A 15099-nucleotide genomic window follows, 5' to 3' on the forward strand; every position below is an offset into this window, starting at 1 on the left:
CGGCGGGCTACGTTAGCAGCGATGTCGACCGTAGGTCCGCGTTCGAGCATCCGCCATGCCGATCTGCACGGGAGCTGGCCGGACCGTGATCGACGTCATAAAGTAGGTGCCGTTGGCACGGCCCGTTGCTGGGCGCGACGAGCCCTTCACACTTCGAATGCGGGAAAGCAGGTCTCAACTCATATGCGGATTGTTCGCTCACTGGTCGCCGGCGCGTTGATCGCCGGGGCTGCTTCGGTTTTCGCCATGTTGGGTGCCGGCTCCGCCGGTGCCGTAGCGGTGACGCCGCTGCCGGGTGGGGTGCAGGTCGACCTCAGCCCTGCTGATACTGCCTGGGTCGCCCAGAATCATTTCGGCCGCACCATCGCCGCTCTGCCCCACCCCTCTGCGCCGTCGTTCGGTGAGGCGCTCGATGCCGCGGCGACGGTGTCGTCCGCGGTCGGTGGCCGAGTCACCTTCACCGTGTACGGCCCGCTCGATTCGTTGAACGGCACCATGCTGGCGCTCCAGTAGGTCTGGCACCGACAGCGTGGAATTGCATCAGCGGATCGTCTCGGCGCCGGTTGATTTCGGCGCCATCCGTTCCGAATTCGGTTTGGCCTCGGCGTATCCCGCCGAGGCCACCGCGGAAGCCCGCGACGCGTCCGACGCGTTCGCGGGCGACCGGAACGATCGCACCGACATCCCGTTCGTGACGATCGACCCACCGGGGGCGATGGATCTGGACCAGGCCCTCCATCTCGAACGCACCACCACCGGCTTCCTCCTGCATTACGCCATCGCCGATGTCGGCGCCGTGATCGATCCCGACGGCCAGCTGGCCAAGGAGTCCGGCACCAGGGGACAAACCTTCTATCTGCCCGACGGCACCGTGCCGCTGCATCCGCCGGTGCTGTCGGAAGGCACCGCGAGCCTGCTGCCCGAGCAGCGCCGCCCGGCGGCGCTGTGGACCATCGAGCTCGACGAAAACGCTGAACCACAAAGCTTTTCGGTGGAACGTGCGCTGGTGCTTTCGCGCGCCAGGCTCGACTACGCCGGTGTGCAGGCCGACGCGGACGCCGGCACGCTGCACCCTTCGATCGCGGCCCTGCCGGAATTCGGCAAGCGGCGCATCGAGGCCGGGCTCGCCCGCGGCGCCATCGGCCTGCGGCTGCCCGCGCAGAGCATCGTCAGTGACGGTCAGTCCGACGGACATTGGCGACTGATCGTCGAACCACGCACCGCCGCCGACGACTGGAACGAGCAGGTTTCGCTGCTGACCGGGATGTGCGCGGCCCGCATCATGCTCGACGCAGGCGCGCCCGCGTTGCTGCGCACCATGCCGCCGCCGGCAGAGGCGGCGATCGAGTCCATGCGCCGCACCGCCGCCGCGTTGGGGGTCGAGTGGCCCGCGGCGCAGCCGGTCGGGCAGATGCTGGCCGGGTTGGATCCGAATACCCCTGCCGCCCTTGTCCTGATGTCGGAGGCGACCAGCCTGTTGCGTGGGGCGTCCTACACCGTTGTCAACGGCGACGCCGTGGCGGCGACGCCGGACAGCTTGCAGCACAGCGCGATTCGCGCACCGTACGCGCACGTCACCGCGCCGCTGCGGCGACTCGTCGACCGCTACGCCACCGAGATCTGTCTGACCAGATGCGCGGGCACCGAAGTGCCGCAGTGGGTTACGGACGGGCTGGCCGGTGCGGTCGACACCATGCGGCGCAGCGACACCATCGCGGGCAAGGTCGAACGGGCCTGCATCGACCTCACCGAGTCGACCCTGCTTGCCGAACGCGCAGGCACCGAGTTCGACGCGGTGGTGGTGCGGGAAGCCAACGGCAACCGCGCGGCGGAGATCTTCATCGCCGATCCGCCGGTGCTCGGACCGTGCATGGGGGAGCCGCCCGAAGGTGCGGCCGTGCGGGTGCGGCTGGTCGCCGCCGACCCGGCCACGCGGAAGATTACCTTCGCCTACCCGGCGGACAACGCGGCCGCGGCGTCGGGATAGCCGCTGAGGGCTTGGCGCGCGGCAAGGTCTTCGGCCCCGGCCAGCACTCGGTAGAGCCCGGTTTCCTCGCCTGCCGCACCGGCATCCGCGGCGACGCCGTAGATGGCGTGTTGCGATTCGACGGCGTCGCGGTGGTCGCCGAGCACGGTCTGCAGGCGCTTGGCGTTCTTGCCGAGTTCGCCGGCCGCGTCACCGAGCGCGGGTTCGGCCGCCTCGCAGGAATACCGTAATCTTTTGGCGCTCTTGCGGATATCGTGCAGCAGTTCGACCCGGTCGGTGGCGGCGACGGTGGTCTCCTGCCGGATCAGGTCCTCGACGCGATCGCGGTCGCGTTCCAGCACCACCCCGAAGAAGTCCACGGCGGGGACTTTCGCGCGCGAGGAGCGCAGCGGCGGCTCGCTGCGCCAGTCCGTGAGCTGCTCGCGCAACCGCCGATAGCGCTCGCTGTCCAACGCCAACAACACCGCGGCGTGGGCGGCGGCGTACTTCTCGTGCTCGCCGGTGACCAGCCTCGCGGTGACGGCCGCTCGCTCCTCGGCCGAATGCTCGCCCTGCGCACCGTGTTTGGCCAGCAGCTTTTCGAAGCGGTCGGCCATGACCTCGGCGTCACGGGCGACGCCGAGGACACCGGCCAGCCACTTGAGCTCATCGCCCATCGCCCTGACCGGGTCCTTCTGGAACAGCCCACGGTAGGACCGAAGCACGCTGCGCAGCCTGCGGGTGGCGACCCGCATCTGATGCACCGAATCCGGTGCGTCGGAACGGACCTCGGGTTCGGCGGCCAACAGCCGGTCGACATCGTCGCTGAGTGCGGTGACGAGTGCGCTTCCGGCTGTGGCCGTCATGGTTATCCCGCTTTCGCGAATCGGTCGGTGGCTTCGACCAGGTGGTGCGTTGTGCCCGGTTCGTTGGCCGCGTGGCCTGCGTCGTCGACGATGTGCAGTTCCGAACTCGGCAACGCCTTGTGCAGGTCCCAGGCGCTCACCGGCGGGCAGACGATGTCGTGACGGCCTTGGACGATCACCGTTGGGATATGGGAAATCGTACCGATATCGCGCAGGAGCTGGCCCTCATCGAGGAAACCGCCATTGCGGAAGTAGTGGTTCTCGATCCGCGCGAAGGCGAGCGCGAACCGGGGCTCCGCGGTCTCGGCGACCCGATCCGGTTGCGGCAGCAGTGAACTCGTCGCACCCTCCCAGCTGGACCAGGCCACGGCGGCCGCGAGCGCGACCTGCTCGTCGGGCGAGTGCAGCAAACGGTGGTAGACCTCGACGAGGTCCTCGCCGCGCTCGGCCTCCGGCACCGGCGCGAGGAACTTCTCCCACTCGTCCGGGTACACGTAGCCTGCGGCGCCGTTGTAGTACCAGTCGATTTCCTTGCGCCGCAACAGGAAGATGCCGCGCAGCACCAGCTCGGTGACCCGCTCCGGGTTGGCTTCGGCGTAGGCGAGCGCCAGCGTCGAACCCCACGAGCCGCCGAACACCTGCCAGCGTTCGATGTCGAGATGCGTTCGCAGCGCCTCGATATCGGCGATCAGATGCTGGGTGGTATTGGTCTCCAGGCTCGCGCCCTCGGCGATATGCGGGGTGGACTGCCCGCAGCCGCGCTGATCGAGCAGCACGATCCGGTACGCGGCCGGGTCGAAGAACTGCCGGTGATAGGGCGCGGTGCCGCCACCGGGGCCGCCGTGCAGAAAGACCACGGGCTTGCCATCGGGGTTGCCGCTGACCTCCCAGTAGATCGACTGGCCGTCGCCGACACCGAGCATCCCGGTGTCGTAGGGCTCGATCTCCGGGTAGAGCGTGCGCATCGGTGCTTTGTGTCCTCTCAGAACGCCAGGCCGGCGGCCAGGTCGGGAATTGACAGTGCCTCGATCGCCTGCTGGCGGACATCGGAGCAGCTCTTGGTGGTGACGCGGTCGATGACGGGCTTGTCGGCCAGCACGGCGCCGTTGATGCCGCCGTTGCGCAGCGCCCACTCGTGCACCAGCGCGTTCAGGCCGATCTTGCCGAGCGTCGGGCCCTGCACCCGCCAGTTCGACAGCTCGGGGCGGATCATGTCGCACAGCTGCCCGGCCGCGGCGTCGGAAATCTCGGGGGAGGCCGGCTTGGGGGCGGCGCTCGGCTTGCTGGTGGCGGACGCTGTTGTCGAGCTCGAGCTGCCGGTCGGCGCCGGGTTCGACTCGCTTCCACACGCGGTGAGGGCGGCGGCGGCACAAACACCTGCCAAGACCAGGGTGCTGCGGGAAATCCAACGGCTGTGAAGCATCGGTACCTCTGCTCGGGTCGTCATTGTCCGCATCGAGTCTGCCACGATCTGCGAAGTTCGACCGTTCTCAGTTGATGGACTACCGGTATCGGGGCCGCCTGGTCTTCGTCCTCGTCAGCTGTGGATTCGAGCGAGGCGGGCTAGCGGAACGCGACTCGTAGCTCGTCGAGCAACTCGTCGACGATGCGGGCGAACCGGGGCGCGGAGGTGTCGATCGTGCGCCAGGGATTGAGGGCGACGAGCGGGGCGAGGCGGTCGGCGAGGGCGATCTCGGCCTCGCCGATCGTTGCGGTGCGGCGCCAGTGCGCGAGGTAGGCGTCGCGGTGCGGGCCGCGCAGGAGGCGGTGGCTGAGGAGCGGGTGGGTGAGCACGGCGTCACCCCAGTCGAAGAGGCGGCTGTGGCCCGGGGTCGCGCCCGCGAAGACGTTGTCGGTGTGCACGTCGTTGTGTTCCAGGGTGAGCCTGCCGTAGGCGGCCAGCTCGGCGGCGGCCTCGTCGATGCGGGCGCCGAGATCGGGTATGCGCGGCTCGAAATGGCGATAGACGGTGTCGAGGCGGTCCGGCGGGAGGTAGGGAGTCCCGGTGCCGCGCAGCTCATCGATGTGCGCGGCGAGTGACTGCTGGAGCTCGACATACGAGCGGAGCAGGCCGGACCATTCCGCCTCGGTGCCACGGGCGGTCTCGCCACCGTGCGGGCTGAGCAGCCACCCGCGATCCGATTGCACCGCAAGGGGTTCCAGCACACTGCCGGGGCATAGTCGGGAAAGTAGCTCGAGCAGCGGGCCCTCATGCGCGAAGGCGCGCGCATTGGCCTTGGCCCACATCGGCCCGGCCTCGGTCGGGATGCGCACGAGCAGCGACCAGGCGCGGCGCCGGGTTTCCGTTGGGGCGCCGGTGATCTCGATCTCCCGCACCTTCAGCACACTCGCCGCCCAATCGACCAGCGGTGCGATCGGCTGGCCGAGCAGCGCAGCGGGTGCATGCACCGCTCGACCAGTCATCCAGGTGTCGCTCTGTCGATCTAGAAGCTGTGCTCGGGACCGGGGAAGGTGCCGCGGCGCACCTCGTCGGCGTAAGCGGCTGCCGCCGTGCGCAATTCGTCACCGACATTGCCGAAACGCTTGACGAACTTGGCGGTCTTGCCGCTGGTGTAGCCTGCCATGTCCTGCCAGACCAGCACCTGCGCATCGGTTTCCACGCCTGCGCCGATGCCGACGGTGGGGATGGTCAGCTTGCGGGTGACCTGTCCGGCGAGCTCGGCGGGCACCATCTCCATGACCACGGAGAACGCGCCTGCCTCCTGCACCGCGATGGCGTCGGCGACGAGCTGCTCGGCGCCGTCGCCGCGACCCTGCACACGGAAGCCACCGAGGGTGTTGACGCTCTGCGGGGTGAACCCGATGTGCGCCATCACCGGAATGCCCGCCGAGGTGATCAGCGCGATCTGCTCGGCGACCCGCTCACCGCCCTCCAGCTTCACCGCGTGCGCCTGGCCCTCCTTCATGAACCGGGTCGCGGTGGCCAGCGCCTGCTGCGGCGAGGACTCGTAGGTGCCGAACGGCAGGTCGGCGACAACCAGCGCGTGCGGAGCACCGCGCACCACGCCGCGGACCAGCGGAATGAGCTCGTCGACGGTGATCGGCACTGTGGTGTCGTAGCCGTAGACCACGTTGGCCGCGGAATCGCCGACAAGCAGCACCGGGATGCCCGCTTCTTCGAACAGTCGAGCCGAGGAGTAGTCGTAGGCGGTGAGCATGGCCCAGCGCTCGCCGTCGGCCTTCATTTGCTGCAGGTGATGCACCCGGGTCTTGCGCGCCTTCTTGGGCTCGCTCGGCGCCGCGCCGTAGGCAGGGGTTTCCGAGTCGGATACGGACATCATCGTCCCTTTCGTCTGGTGTCTCCTCGGGGCCCATCCGGGTCCCCGGGTTCGTCTGACCGATCCAGTGTCCCATCTGTCACCGGGCCGGTTTAAGGGCGCTGAGCGGTGCGATTGGTCACATCACCTGCCGCGTTGGCGCCTGGTGACCGGTGCGTTGCCCCGATCGCGCCAGCGAACTGCCAGTATCGGTGCATGGCTTTGGTTCAGAGAGGACGCGCTGCGCTGATCGTCACGGCGCTGGCATTGGTCGTTGCGGGTTGCACCATCGGCAAGGACGAGCCGAAAGGTCCGATGCCGACGCCACCTGTCGACCTTGCGAAGTTCTACACCCAAACCGTCGAGTGGGGTGGTTGCGCGGACTTCGGCACCAAGGACGACCGCTTTCCGCCGAACGCCGAGTGCGCGCGGATCAGCGTTCCGGTCGACTACGCCGCGCCGGACGGGCCGACCGCCCAGATCGCGGTGTCCAGGGTCAAGGCCACCGGCAAGCGCATCGGCTCGCTGCTGATGAACCCTGGCGGGCCGGGGGAGTCCGGCCTGACCATGTCGGGACTCGGCAACCGGACCGCACTCGCCGAGCGCTTCGATCGCGTCGGTTTCGACCCGCGCGGTGTCGGGTCCTCGACCCCGGCCATCGTCTGCGAGACCGCGCAGGAACAGGATGCCGAGCGGGCGGAGCCGCCGAAGGACAACTCGCCTGCAGGCATCACCGCGGCCGAGGACGAGAACCGGCAGTACGCGGACCGCTGCACCGAGCGCACCGGCAAGGACTTCCTCGCCAGGGTCGGCACCCGCGAGGTGGTGCAGGACCTGGACGTGATGCGCGCCGCGCTCGGCGACGCGAAGCTCACCTACCTGGGCTACTCGTACGGCACCAAGATCGGTTCAGCGTACGCGGAGAAGTTTCCCGCGCACGTGCGCGCGCTGGTGCTCGACGGCGCCATCGACTCCTCGCAGGATCCGGTGCAGGAGTCGCTGCGGCAAGCGGCCGGATTCCAGAAGGTGTTCGACGCCTACGTCGCGGACTGCGTGAAAAAGGACGACTGCCCGCTCGGCACCGACAAGACCCAGGCGGTGTCGCGCTTCCGGGCGCTGGTGAATCCGCTGTGGGACAAGCCGGTACCGACCACCGACCCGCGCGGGCTCGGCTACGGCGACGCGCTCACCGGCGTGCGGCAGGCGCTCTACACCAACGATCTGTGGCCGGTGCTCACCCTCGGCCTTTCCGAACTGCGCGACGGCCGCGGTGACACGCTGCTGCAACTGGCCGATCTCTACGACGGCCGCCGCGACGACGGCACCTACAGCAACACCACCGACGCGTTCACCGCCATTCGCTGCGTGGACGATCCGCGCATCACCGATCGTGGGCTGACCGGCAGGCAGGACACCGAATACCGCAAGGCCGCACCGTTCCTCGACGACGGCCGTGGCACCGGCGCCGCACCGCTGGACCAGTGCACGGCCTGGCCGGTGCCGAACACCAGTGAGCCGCATCGGATTTCGGTGGCCGGACTGCCGAAGACGGTGGTCGTCTCCACCACCGCGGATCCGGCGACGCCGTACCAGGCGGGTGTCGACCTGGCCGACCAACTCGGCGCCGCCCTGGTGACCTACAAGGGCAGCAGGCACACGATCGCGTTGTCGGGTGGATCGAAGTGCGTCGACCAGGCCGTCATCGACTACTTCGTCGACCTGACGGAACCCGAATCCGGCCTCACGTGCTGAACATTGCGGCGGTGATGTCTTTTTCCCGCAACAAGCACAACACACTCAGCGTGTATGTAACACGGATTTAACGCCGGGTGCTTACTCTCGCGGACATGGATCGCCAGAAGGAATTCGTGCTGCGGACGCTCGAAGAGCGGGATATCCGCTTCGTGCGTCTCTGGTTCACCGACGTCTTGGGTTACCTGAAGTCTGTCGCCATCGCTCCCGCCGAGCTAGAGGGTGCGTTCGAGGAGGGTATCGGCTTCGACGGCTCTGCCATCGAAGGCTTCGCCAGGGTGTCGGAGGCCGACATGGTCGCGCGGCCGGATCCGTCCACGTTCCAGGTCCTGCCCTGGTCGACCAGCAAGGGACATCAGCACTCGGCCCGCATGTTCTGCGACATCACGATGCCCGACGGCTCGCCGTCGTGGGCCGATCCGCGCCACGTGCTGCGCCGCCAGCTGAACAAGGCGGCCGATGTCGGCTTCAGCTGCTACGTGCACCCGGAGATCGAGTTCTTCCTGTTGGAGAACGGCCCGCAGGACGGCTCGCAGCCGACCCCGGCCGACTCGGGTGGCTTCTTCGATCAGGCCGTGCACGATTCGGCGCCGAACTTCCGCCGCCACGCCATCGATGCGCTCGAATCGATGGGCATCTCGGTGGAATTCAGCCACCACGAGGGCGCGCCGGGTCAGCAGGAGATCGACCTGCGCTACGCCGACGCGCTGTCCATGGCCGACAACGTGATGACCTTCCGCTACCTCATCAAGGAGGTGGCGATCGACGAGGGCGTGCGCGCGACGTTCATGCCCAAGCCGTTCGCCCAGTACCCCGGCTCGGCGATGCACACGCACATGAGCCTGTTCGAGGGCGAGGCGAACGCCTTCCACGATCCGGACGACCCGATCAACCTGTCGGAGACCGCGCGCGCGTTCATCGCTGGCATCCTCGAGCACGCGCCGGAGATCAGCGCGATCTCCAACCAGTGGGTCAACTCCTACAAGCGGCTCATCCACGGCGGCGAAGCGCCGACCGCGGCCTCGTGGGGCCGGTCGAACCGGTCCGCGCTGGTGCGGGTGCCGATGTACACGCCGAACAAGTCGTCCTCGCGTCGCGTCGAGATCCGCAGCCCTGATTCGGCATGCAACCCGTACCTGACCTTCGCCGTGCTGTTGGCGGCCGGTCTGCGTGGCATCGAGAAGGGCTACACGCTGCCGCCGGAGGCCGAGGACGACGTGTGGTCGTTGACCGCGGCCGAGCGGCGGGCGATGGGCTTCCGCGAGTTGCCAGGCACGCTCGACGAGGCGCTGCAGGCGATGGAGCGGTCCGAGCTGGTCGCCGAGACGCTCGGCGAGCACGTGTTCGACTTCTTCCTGCGCAACAAGCGCCGGGAATGGGCGGACTACCGCAGCCAGGTGACGCCGTACGAGCTGAAGGAATACCTGGGACTCTGACGTCGGCACCGTACTGGTACCGAACCTACGTTCCGGCGCGCATCAAGTGTTAGCCGGAAGCATGTAATTTGAGACCATGGTCCGGCCCCCGACTGCCCGCTCCGCAGTGCCCGGCGTCGGTCGGCTCGGTTTGCTCGAGCCGTCCGCCGCCGCCTCGTTGCACCAATTGGGCTGGGACAACGTCGAAAGTATTCCGGTGCTCTGGGCGTTGTCGCGTGCGCCGGATGCCGATCTCGCGCTGCACACGCTGATCAAGCTGCAGGAGCAGCTCGGAACCGAGTGGGCGGCATTGGATTCGGCGATCCGCGCGGAAACGTCGTTGCGCGGCAGGTTGTTCGCGTTGCTCGGCGCGTCCAGTGCGTTCGCCGATCATCTCGTTGCCGATCCGGCGGCGTGGCAGCTCCTGCGCCGCAAGGCTTTGCCGGAACGCGGTGAGTTGATCGCTGATCTGCTGTCGGTGGTCGATGCGGTGCCGGAAGAGGGACCGAATGCGGGTCCAATGTTGTTCCGGGCCGGTGCTTCCGGTCCCGAGGTGGTTGCGCTGCTGCGCAAGCGGTATCGCGATCAACTGATGCTGCTCGCCGCGCTCGACCTGGCGGCGACCGTCGAGAACGAACCGGTGCTCGCCTATCAGGTGGTCGGGCGGCATCTCACCGACCTGGCCGATGCCGCGCTCACCGCGGCGCTGTCGGTGGCCGTGGCGCGGGTCTGCAAAGACGGGCCGGTGCCGGTGCGACTCGCGGTCGTCGCGATGGGCAAGAGCGGTGCGCGAGAACTGAACTATGTCAGCGACGTCGACGTGGTGTTCGTCGCGGAACCCGCCGATGCCACCGCGACCCGGCTGGCCGCCGAGATGATGAGCGTGGCCAGCGCGGCCTACTTCGAGGTCGACGCGGCGCTGCGGCCGGAGGGCAAAGCCGGCGCGCTGGTGCGCACGCTCGATTCGCATCTCGCCTACTACAAGCGGTGGGCGCGGACCTGGGAATTCCAAGCGCTGCTGAAGAACCGGCCGATGACCGGTGACCTCGAGCTCGGCGAGCAGTACCGGGCCGCGCTGATGCCGATGGTGTGGACCGCCTCCGAACGGCCCGACTTCGTCACCGACGTGCAGGCGATGCGGCGCAGGGTGGAAGACCTGGTGCCCGCCGATCTGCGTGAGCGCGAACTGAAGTTGGGGCACGGCAGCCTGCGCGACGTCGAATTCGCCGTGCAGCTCCTGCAGTTGGTGCACGGCAGGGTGGACGAGTCGCTGCACGTGCAGGGCACCGTCGAGGCGTTGACCGTGTTGGCCGCGGGCGGCTATGTCGGCCGCGACGATGCCGCGAATCTCACTGCGTCCTACGAGTTTCTGCGACTGCTCGAACATCGGCTGCAGTTGCAGCGACTGCGCCGCACGCACACCCTGCCCGCCACCGACGACGAGGAGGGGATGCGCTGGCTGGCCCGTGCCGCGCACATCCGGCCGGACGGCAGGCAGGACGCGGTCGGCGTGCTCGGCACCGAGATCCGCCGTAATGCCGTGCGGGTGCGGCGGTTACACGCCAAGCTGTTCTATCGGCCGCTGCTCGAATCGGTGGTCAAGCTCGATCCGGACGCGCTGCGGCTGAGTCCGGACGCGGCGATCCGGCAGTTGGCGGCGCTGGGCTATCAGGCGCCCGAACATGCCCTCGGACACCTCAAGGCGCTCACTGGTGGCGTGTCGCGCAAGGGCCGGATTCAGGCGCTGCTGCTGCCGACCCTGCTCGAATGGCTCGGTGACACACCCAATCCCGATGCGGGTCTGCTCGCGTACCGGCGAGTGTCGGAGGGGCTCAACGACCAGACCTGGTTCCTGCGGGAACTGCGCGACGAGGGCGCGATCGCGCATCGGCTGATGATCGTGCTCGGCTCCTCGGAGTACCTGCCGGATCTGCTGATCAACGCGCCGGACACCATCCGCATGTACGCGGACGGGCCAGGCGGGCCGCTATTGCTGAGTCCGCAGCCCGAGGATGTCGCGCGCGGCATCATGACGGCGGCGGCGCGCTACGACGACCCGAAACGTGCGGTGGCCGCGGCACGTTCGCTGCGCAGGCACGAACTGGCCAGGGTGGCCTCGGCGGATCTGCTGGGGCTGCTCGATGTGCGGCAGGTCTGCCGTGCGCTGTCCTCGGTGTGGGTTGCGGTGCTGGAAGCCGCACTCGCGGCGGTGATTCGGGCGAGCGAGGCCGAGCGCGGCGCGCCTGCACCCGCCGACCTCGCGGTGATCGGCATGGGCAGGCTCGGCGGGATGGAGCTCGGGTACGGGTCCGACGCCGACGTGCTGTTCGTGTGCGACACGCGGCCCGGCGAAGACGAGACCAAGGCCGTGAAGTGGGCGATCAGCGTCGCCGACCGGGTGCAGCAGCTGCTCGGTGCGCCGAGCACCGATCCGCCGCTGCACGTGGACGCCGGATTGCGGCCCGAGGGGCGCAACGGCGCACTGGTCCGGACGCTGGCCGCCTACGCCGCGTATTACGAGCAGTGGGCGCAGCCGTGGGAGGTGCAGGCGCTGCTGCGCGCCCATCAGGTCGCCGGTGATCAGGGGCTCGGCGTGCGGTTCCTGCATGTCATCGACAAGGTGCGGTATCCGGTGGGTGGGGTGTCGACCGAGTCGGTGCGCGAGATCCGGCGGATCAAAGCCAGGGTCGACGCCGAACGACTACCTCGTGGCGCCAATCCCGCGACACACACCAAGCTCGGTCGCGGTGGTCTCGCCGATATCGAGTGGACCGTGCAGCTCATGCAGTTGCGGCACGCGCACGACGTGCTCGGGCTGCACAACACCTCGACGCTGGAGTCGCTCGACGTCATCGAGCAGACGAAGCTGCTCGACGCCACCGATGTCGCGTTGCTGCGGGATGCGTGGTTGACCGCGACGCGGGCGCGCAATGCGCTGGTGTTGGTGCGTGGCAAGCCTGCCGACCAGCTGCCGGGGCCGGGCAGGCTGCTTTCGGCGGTGGCGAAGGTCGCGGGCTGGCCCAATGACGACGGCAGTGAATTCCTCGACCACTACATGCGGGTGACGCGGCGGGCGAAAGCGGTGGTGGAGCGCGTTTTCGGCGAGTGAGTCGGGACAGTCGCTGTAGTGCTGCGGAATTCGCGACGCCGCGCTCGGGTCTCGGCCTGGAGTTACTGCGCCACGTTGACGAAGGTGAGACCCGTTCGCTCGGCGCGCTTTTCGCCCCATTCGTAGAGGGCCGTGAGGACGGGGACGAGGCTCCAGCCCTCCTCGGTGAGGTCGTATTCGACCTGGAGCGGGACAGTGTCGTAGGCGGTGCGGCGGACGAGGCCGTCGCCTTCGAGTTCGCGCAGCTGTTGGACGAGCATCTTCTCGCTGGTGGTCGGCATCAGCCTGCGCAGTTCGCCGTAGCGGCGCACGCCCTCCTTGAGGTGGGCGAGGATCACCGGCTTCCATTTGCCGCCGATGAGGTCGACGGTCACCTCGACCGCGCAGTGGAACTGCTTCTCGAGCATCGCTCGCCTCCGTACTCACCAAAAAGTGCGTTCTTGTAACACTGTAATCATCGCGATTCCATGGATGGCGGAAACCGTACCTACGGCAGACATGGAGTTCGAAACCCTATGAAGGTCATCGTTTTCGACCGTTTCAAGCCCGGGGTGACCTTGGAGACCATCAACCCGTACCTGCCGGAGGAGGTCGCCAACGTGTGGCGGCTGTGGAAGGCGGGCATCGTGCGGGAGAACTACGCCAGGGCCGACGAGCCGGGCGTGGTGATCGTGTTCGAGGTGGACAGCGTCGAGGAAGCGCAGCAATACGTCGCCGACTTCCCGCTCACCAAGGCGGGCTACCTGGAGTGGACCTATGTCCCGGTGCAGGCCCCGCTGCCGCTGGAGGCGCTGATGGACCCGAAGGTCGACGTCGCCGAGCCCTACGACCGGACCAAGTGAGGTCGTCGCATGCGTAATGCCTTCGGCCTCAGCATCCCGCAAACCGTCGAGGACGCCTGCGATCCCACCAGGATGGCGGTGCTGATCTACGACATGCAGGTCGGCATCGTCCGGCAGATCCCGGACGGCGACACGATCGTGCAGGCGTGTGTGCGACTGCGAGATGCCGCGCGGGAAAGCGGTTTTCGGGTGTTCTACACCCGGCACATGTCGCTGCCCATCGCCGCCTCCGGTGTCTCTCAAGTGCGCACCGCCATGCAATGGCAACGCGTGGACGACCCGGCCGAGCTCCGGGTCAGCTTTCCGCAGGGCTCGCCGCAATACCAGTTGGTCCCCGAGCTGAGTCCGAACGCAGACGAGGTGGTCTTCGACAAGATCACCATGTCCGCCTTCGCGGCAACCCCGCTCGATTTTGCCTTGCGCGACTGCGGAATCGACACGTTCGCCATCGCGGGCATCGCCATGGAGGTCGGCATCGAACCCACCGTCCGGCACAGCCTCGACCTCGGCTACCTTCCGATCGTCGTCGCCGACGCCTGCGGTGCAGGCCACCCTGCAGCCGCCGAAAGATCCCGTGCCACCCTCGAATTCACCGGAAGCACCCTGACCACCGACACCCCAACCCTGACCGACCTCATGACCAGAGACCCGCTAGCCGTCGACCCGCTGCCGTCCCTCGTGACCCGCAGGTCCACCTGACGTGAACCCTGAGATTCGCACTTCTTTCGTGAATCCGCACCACCTCTAGCAAGCCAGAACGGTGCGGATTGCCAGAAGAGGTGCGGATCCGGGGTATCCGGTTGGTGGCCCGCGTCTGTGCGGGATCTGCGCGGTGGGGGTACAAGTTCTCCACAGGCGGGACCTAGGCTCGGCGGTATGGCTAAGTGGATGAAGCGGATTCTGCTGGGGGTGGGGTGGTGCGCGCTGTTGGCGGGTGCTGCCGGGATCGTGCTGCATTTTGTGGCTTGGCAGCAGCGCCCGTTGGTGCTGCTGGCGTCGGGGGCGTCGTATTTAATGGTCGGGGCGTTGGTGGGGTTCGTGTTCTTCTTGATTGCGCGCGGATGGCGGAGCGCGGGGGCGGCCGGGGTACTGGTCGGGGTGGTGTTGTGGACGCTGGTGCCGTCGTTTGTGCCGGAAGGGCGTGCGGCCACCGGGCCGCAAGTCACGGTGATGCAGTCGAATTTGCTGTTCGGCCAGGCGGATACCGGGGCGGTCGTGCGGGAGGTGCGGGACAACCGGGTCGACGTATTGACCGTGCAGGAGTTGACGAATGCCGCGGTCGAGAAGTTGGCGGGATCGGGGCTCGCCGCTGAGCTGCCGTATTCGTATCTGCGGTCGACGCCCGACGGTGGCGGCGGGACCGGGATCTACAGCCGGTATCCGTTGCGGGACGGCAAGAGATACGACGGGTTCCTGCTCGAACACGTGTCGGCGACGATGGAGCATCCGGAGCGAGGGCCGATCGCGGTGTTCTCGTTTCATCCGATTCCGCCGCCGTTCGGCTTCTCGAATTGGCTCACGGAGATGCGGAAGATCCGCGAAATCCTCGACGCGCAACAGGGTCCGGCCATCGTTGGCGCCGATTTCAACGCCACTCGGGATCATGCGGCGTTCCGCGAACTGCTGGACGGGCGGTTCGAGACCGCAGCCGATCAGGTAGGGGCGGGCCTGCTGCCGACCTTCCCCGACGATTGGCGTATCGGCCCGTTCATCGGGATCGACCATGTGCTGCTCGCCGACGCGACCGCCGAGGACATACACACGCTGCGGGTGCCGGGATCGGATCACCGGGCGCTGCTGGCCCGCGTGCGATTGAACTGAGCAGGCTTCGTGCCCGAAATGTAACCGCGCCTGTCGTTCTCGATCACAAG

At 67.8% G+C, this 15099-nt stretch carries 14 protein-coding genes; 8 read left to right on the forward strand and 6 right to left on the reverse strand.

Features of this window, described 5'->3' with window-relative positions; translation table 11 throughout:
• The first annotated feature begins 183 nt into the window (after nucleotides 1–183).
• Nucleotides 184–513 (forward strand): hypothetical protein, encoded by a 330-nt coding sequence (locus NA11_RS32360; RefSeq protein WP_069165845.1) that lies wholly within the window; start codon nucleotides 184–186, stop codon nucleotides 511–513.
• Nucleotides 514–529: 16 nt separating this feature from the next.
• The gene (locus NA11_RS32365; protein ID WP_069165846.1) at nucleotides 530–1987 is read left to right on the forward strand and encodes an RNB domain-containing ribonuclease; all 1458 of its coding nucleotides are present in this window, start codon (nucleotides 530–532) and stop codon (nucleotides 1985–1987) included.
• Here NA11_RS32365 and NA11_RS32370 read toward each other — a convergent pair.
• From NA11_RS32370 to panB, 5 genes are all read right to left on the reverse strand, one after another.
• A complete protein-coding gene (locus NA11_RS32370; RefSeq protein WP_069165847.1) occupies nucleotides 1951–2832 on the reverse strand; it encodes a CHAD domain-containing protein in 882 nt (293 codons plus the stop codon). The genes NA11_RS32365 and NA11_RS32370 overlap by 37 nt on opposite strands.
• A gap of 2 nt (nucleotides 2833–2834) precedes the next feature.
• Nucleotides 2835–3797: a prolyl aminopeptidase gene (gene pip / locus NA11_RS32375; RefSeq protein WP_069165848.1), complete on the reverse strand. Its 963-nt coding sequence runs from the start codon at nucleotides 3795–3797 to the stop codon at nucleotides 2835–2837.
• Nucleotides 3798–3814: 17 nt separating this feature from the next.
• A complete protein-coding gene (locus NA11_RS32380; protein ID WP_069165849.1) occupies nucleotides 3815–4255 on the reverse strand; it encodes a hypothetical protein in 441 nt (146 codons plus the stop codon).
• Between the two features lie 140 nt (nucleotides 4256–4395).
• Nucleotides 4396–5256, reverse strand: coding sequence for a phosphotransferase (locus tag NA11_RS32385; RefSeq protein ID WP_084655243.1), 861 nt, complete (start codon nucleotides 5254–5256; stop codon nucleotides 4396–4398).
• A 20-nt stretch (nucleotides 5257–5276) separates the two neighbouring features.
• Entirely contained in the window at nucleotides 5277–6131 is an 855-nt protein-coding gene (gene panB, locus NA11_RS32390) for a 3-methyl-2-oxobutanoate hydroxymethyltransferase (protein WP_069165882.1), read from the reverse strand.
• A gap of 195 nt (nucleotides 6132–6326) precedes the next feature.
• Between panB and NA11_RS32395 the strand changes: the two genes are divergently transcribed.
• The 3 genes from NA11_RS32395 (at nucleotide 6327) to NA11_RS32405 (ending at nucleotide 12386) form a co-directional block, all read left to right on the forward strand.
• Nucleotides 6327–7862 (forward strand): alpha/beta hydrolase, encoded by a 1536-nt coding sequence (locus tag NA11_RS32395; RefSeq protein ID WP_069165851.1) that lies wholly within the window; start codon nucleotides 6327–6329, stop codon nucleotides 7860–7862.
• A 95-nt stretch (nucleotides 7863–7957) separates the two neighbouring features.
• Complete coding sequence (locus tag NA11_RS32400) at nucleotides 7958–9298, forward strand: glutamine synthetase family protein (RefSeq protein ID WP_069165852.1); 1341 nt, start codon at nucleotides 7958–7960, stop codon at nucleotides 9296–9298.
• A 76-nt stretch (nucleotides 9299–9374) separates the two neighbouring features.
• Complete coding sequence (locus NA11_RS32405; protein WP_069165853.1) at nucleotides 9375–12386, forward strand: bifunctional [glutamine synthetase] adenylyltransferase/[glutamine synthetase]-adenylyl-L-tyrosine phosphorylase; 3012 nt, start codon at nucleotides 9375–9377, stop codon at nucleotides 12384–12386.
• A 62-nt stretch (nucleotides 12387–12448) separates the two neighbouring features.
• Here the strand turns inward: NA11_RS32405 and NA11_RS32410 are convergent, their stop codons facing one another.
• On the reverse strand, nucleotides 12449–12793 hold the full coding sequence (locus NA11_RS32410; protein WP_069165854.1) for a winged helix-turn-helix transcriptional regulator: 345 nt from the start codon (nucleotides 12791–12793) through the stop codon (nucleotides 12449–12451).
• A 108-nt stretch (nucleotides 12794–12901) separates the two neighbouring features.
• On the opposite strand from NA11_RS32410, the gene NA11_RS32415 reads away from it, so the two are divergent.
• The 3 genes from NA11_RS32415 to NA11_RS32425 all read left to right on the forward strand — a co-directional run bounded on the left by NA11_RS32415 (nucleotide 12902) and on the right by NA11_RS32425 (nucleotide 15049).
• Entirely contained in the window at nucleotides 12902–13228 is a 327-nt protein-coding gene (locus NA11_RS32415) for a YciI family protein (protein WP_069165855.1), read from the forward strand.
• 9 nt (nucleotides 13229–13237) lie between these two features.
• Nucleotides 13238–13927: a cysteine hydrolase family protein gene (locus NA11_RS32420; RefSeq protein WP_069165856.1), complete on the forward strand. Its 690-nt coding sequence runs from the start codon at nucleotides 13238–13240 to the stop codon at nucleotides 13925–13927.
• Nucleotides 13928–14104: 177 nt separating this feature from the next.
• The gene (locus NA11_RS32425; protein WP_069165857.1) at nucleotides 14105–15049 is read left to right on the forward strand and encodes an endonuclease/exonuclease/phosphatase family protein; all 945 of its coding nucleotides are present in this window, start codon (nucleotides 14105–14107) and stop codon (nucleotides 15047–15049) included.
• Nucleotides 15050–15099: the final 50 nt, after the last annotated feature.

Origin of the sequence: Nocardia altamirensis NBRC 108246, from assembly GCF_001612685.1 — a bacterium.
In the GTDB taxonomy this organism is placed as follows: domain Bacteria; phylum Actinomycetota; class Actinomycetes; order Mycobacteriales; family Mycobacteriaceae; genus Nocardia; species Nocardia altamirensis.

What these genes read in the sequence shown, in the direction of transcription:
- NA11_RS32400 (WP_069165852.1), top strand. Translation starts at nt 7,958, where the DNA reads ATGGATCGCCAGAAGGAATTCGTGCTGCGGACGCTCGAAGAGCGGGAT.
- NA11_RS32380 (WP_069165849.1), bottom strand. Translation starts at nt 4,255, where the DNA reads ATGCTTCACAGCCGTTGGATTTCCCGCAGCACCCTGGTCTTGGCAGGT.
- NA11_RS32425 (WP_069165857.1), top strand. Translation starts at nt 14,105, where the DNA reads ATGGCTAAGTGGATGAAGCGGATTCTGCTGGGGGTGGGGTGGTGCGCG.
- NA11_RS32405 (WP_069165853.1), top strand. Translation starts at nt 9,375, where the DNA reads ATGGTCCGGCCCCCGACTGCCCGCTCCGCAGTGCCCGGCGTCGGTCGG.
- NA11_RS32410 (WP_069165854.1), bottom strand. Translation starts at nt 12,793, where the DNA reads ATGCTCGAGAAGCAGTTCCACTGCGCGGTCGAGGTGACCGTCGACCTC.
- NA11_RS32395 (WP_069165851.1), top strand. Translation starts at nt 6,327, where the DNA reads ATGGCTTTGGTTCAGAGAGGACGCGCTGCGCTGATCGTCACGGCGCTG.
- NA11_RS32360 (WP_069165845.1), top strand. Translation starts at nt 184, where the DNA reads ATGCGGATTGTTCGCTCACTGGTCGCCGGCGCGTTGATCGCCGGGGCT.
- NA11_RS32420 (WP_069165856.1), top strand. Translation starts at nt 13,238, where the DNA reads ATGCGTAATGCCTTCGGCCTCAGCATCCCGCAAACCGTCGAGGACGCC.
- NA11_RS32385 (WP_084655243.1), bottom strand. Translation starts at nt 5,256, where the DNA reads ATGACTGGTCGAGCGGTGCATGCACCCGCTGCGCTGCTCGGCCAGCCG.
- panB (WP_069165882.1), bottom strand. Translation starts at nt 6,131, where the DNA reads ATGTCCGTATCCGACTCGGAAACCCCTGCCTACGGCGCGGCGCCGAGC.
- NA11_RS32370 (WP_069165847.1), bottom strand. Translation starts at nt 2,832, where the DNA reads ATGACGGCCACAGCCGGAAGCGCACTCGTCACCGCACTCAGCGACGAT.
- pip (WP_069165848.1), bottom strand. Translation starts at nt 3,797, where the DNA reads ATGCGCACGCTCTACCCGGAGATCGAGCCCTACGACACCGGGATGCTC.
- NA11_RS32415 (WP_069165855.1), top strand. Translation starts at nt 12,902, where the DNA reads ATGAAGGTCATCGTTTTCGACCGTTTCAAGCCCGGGGTGACCTTGGAG.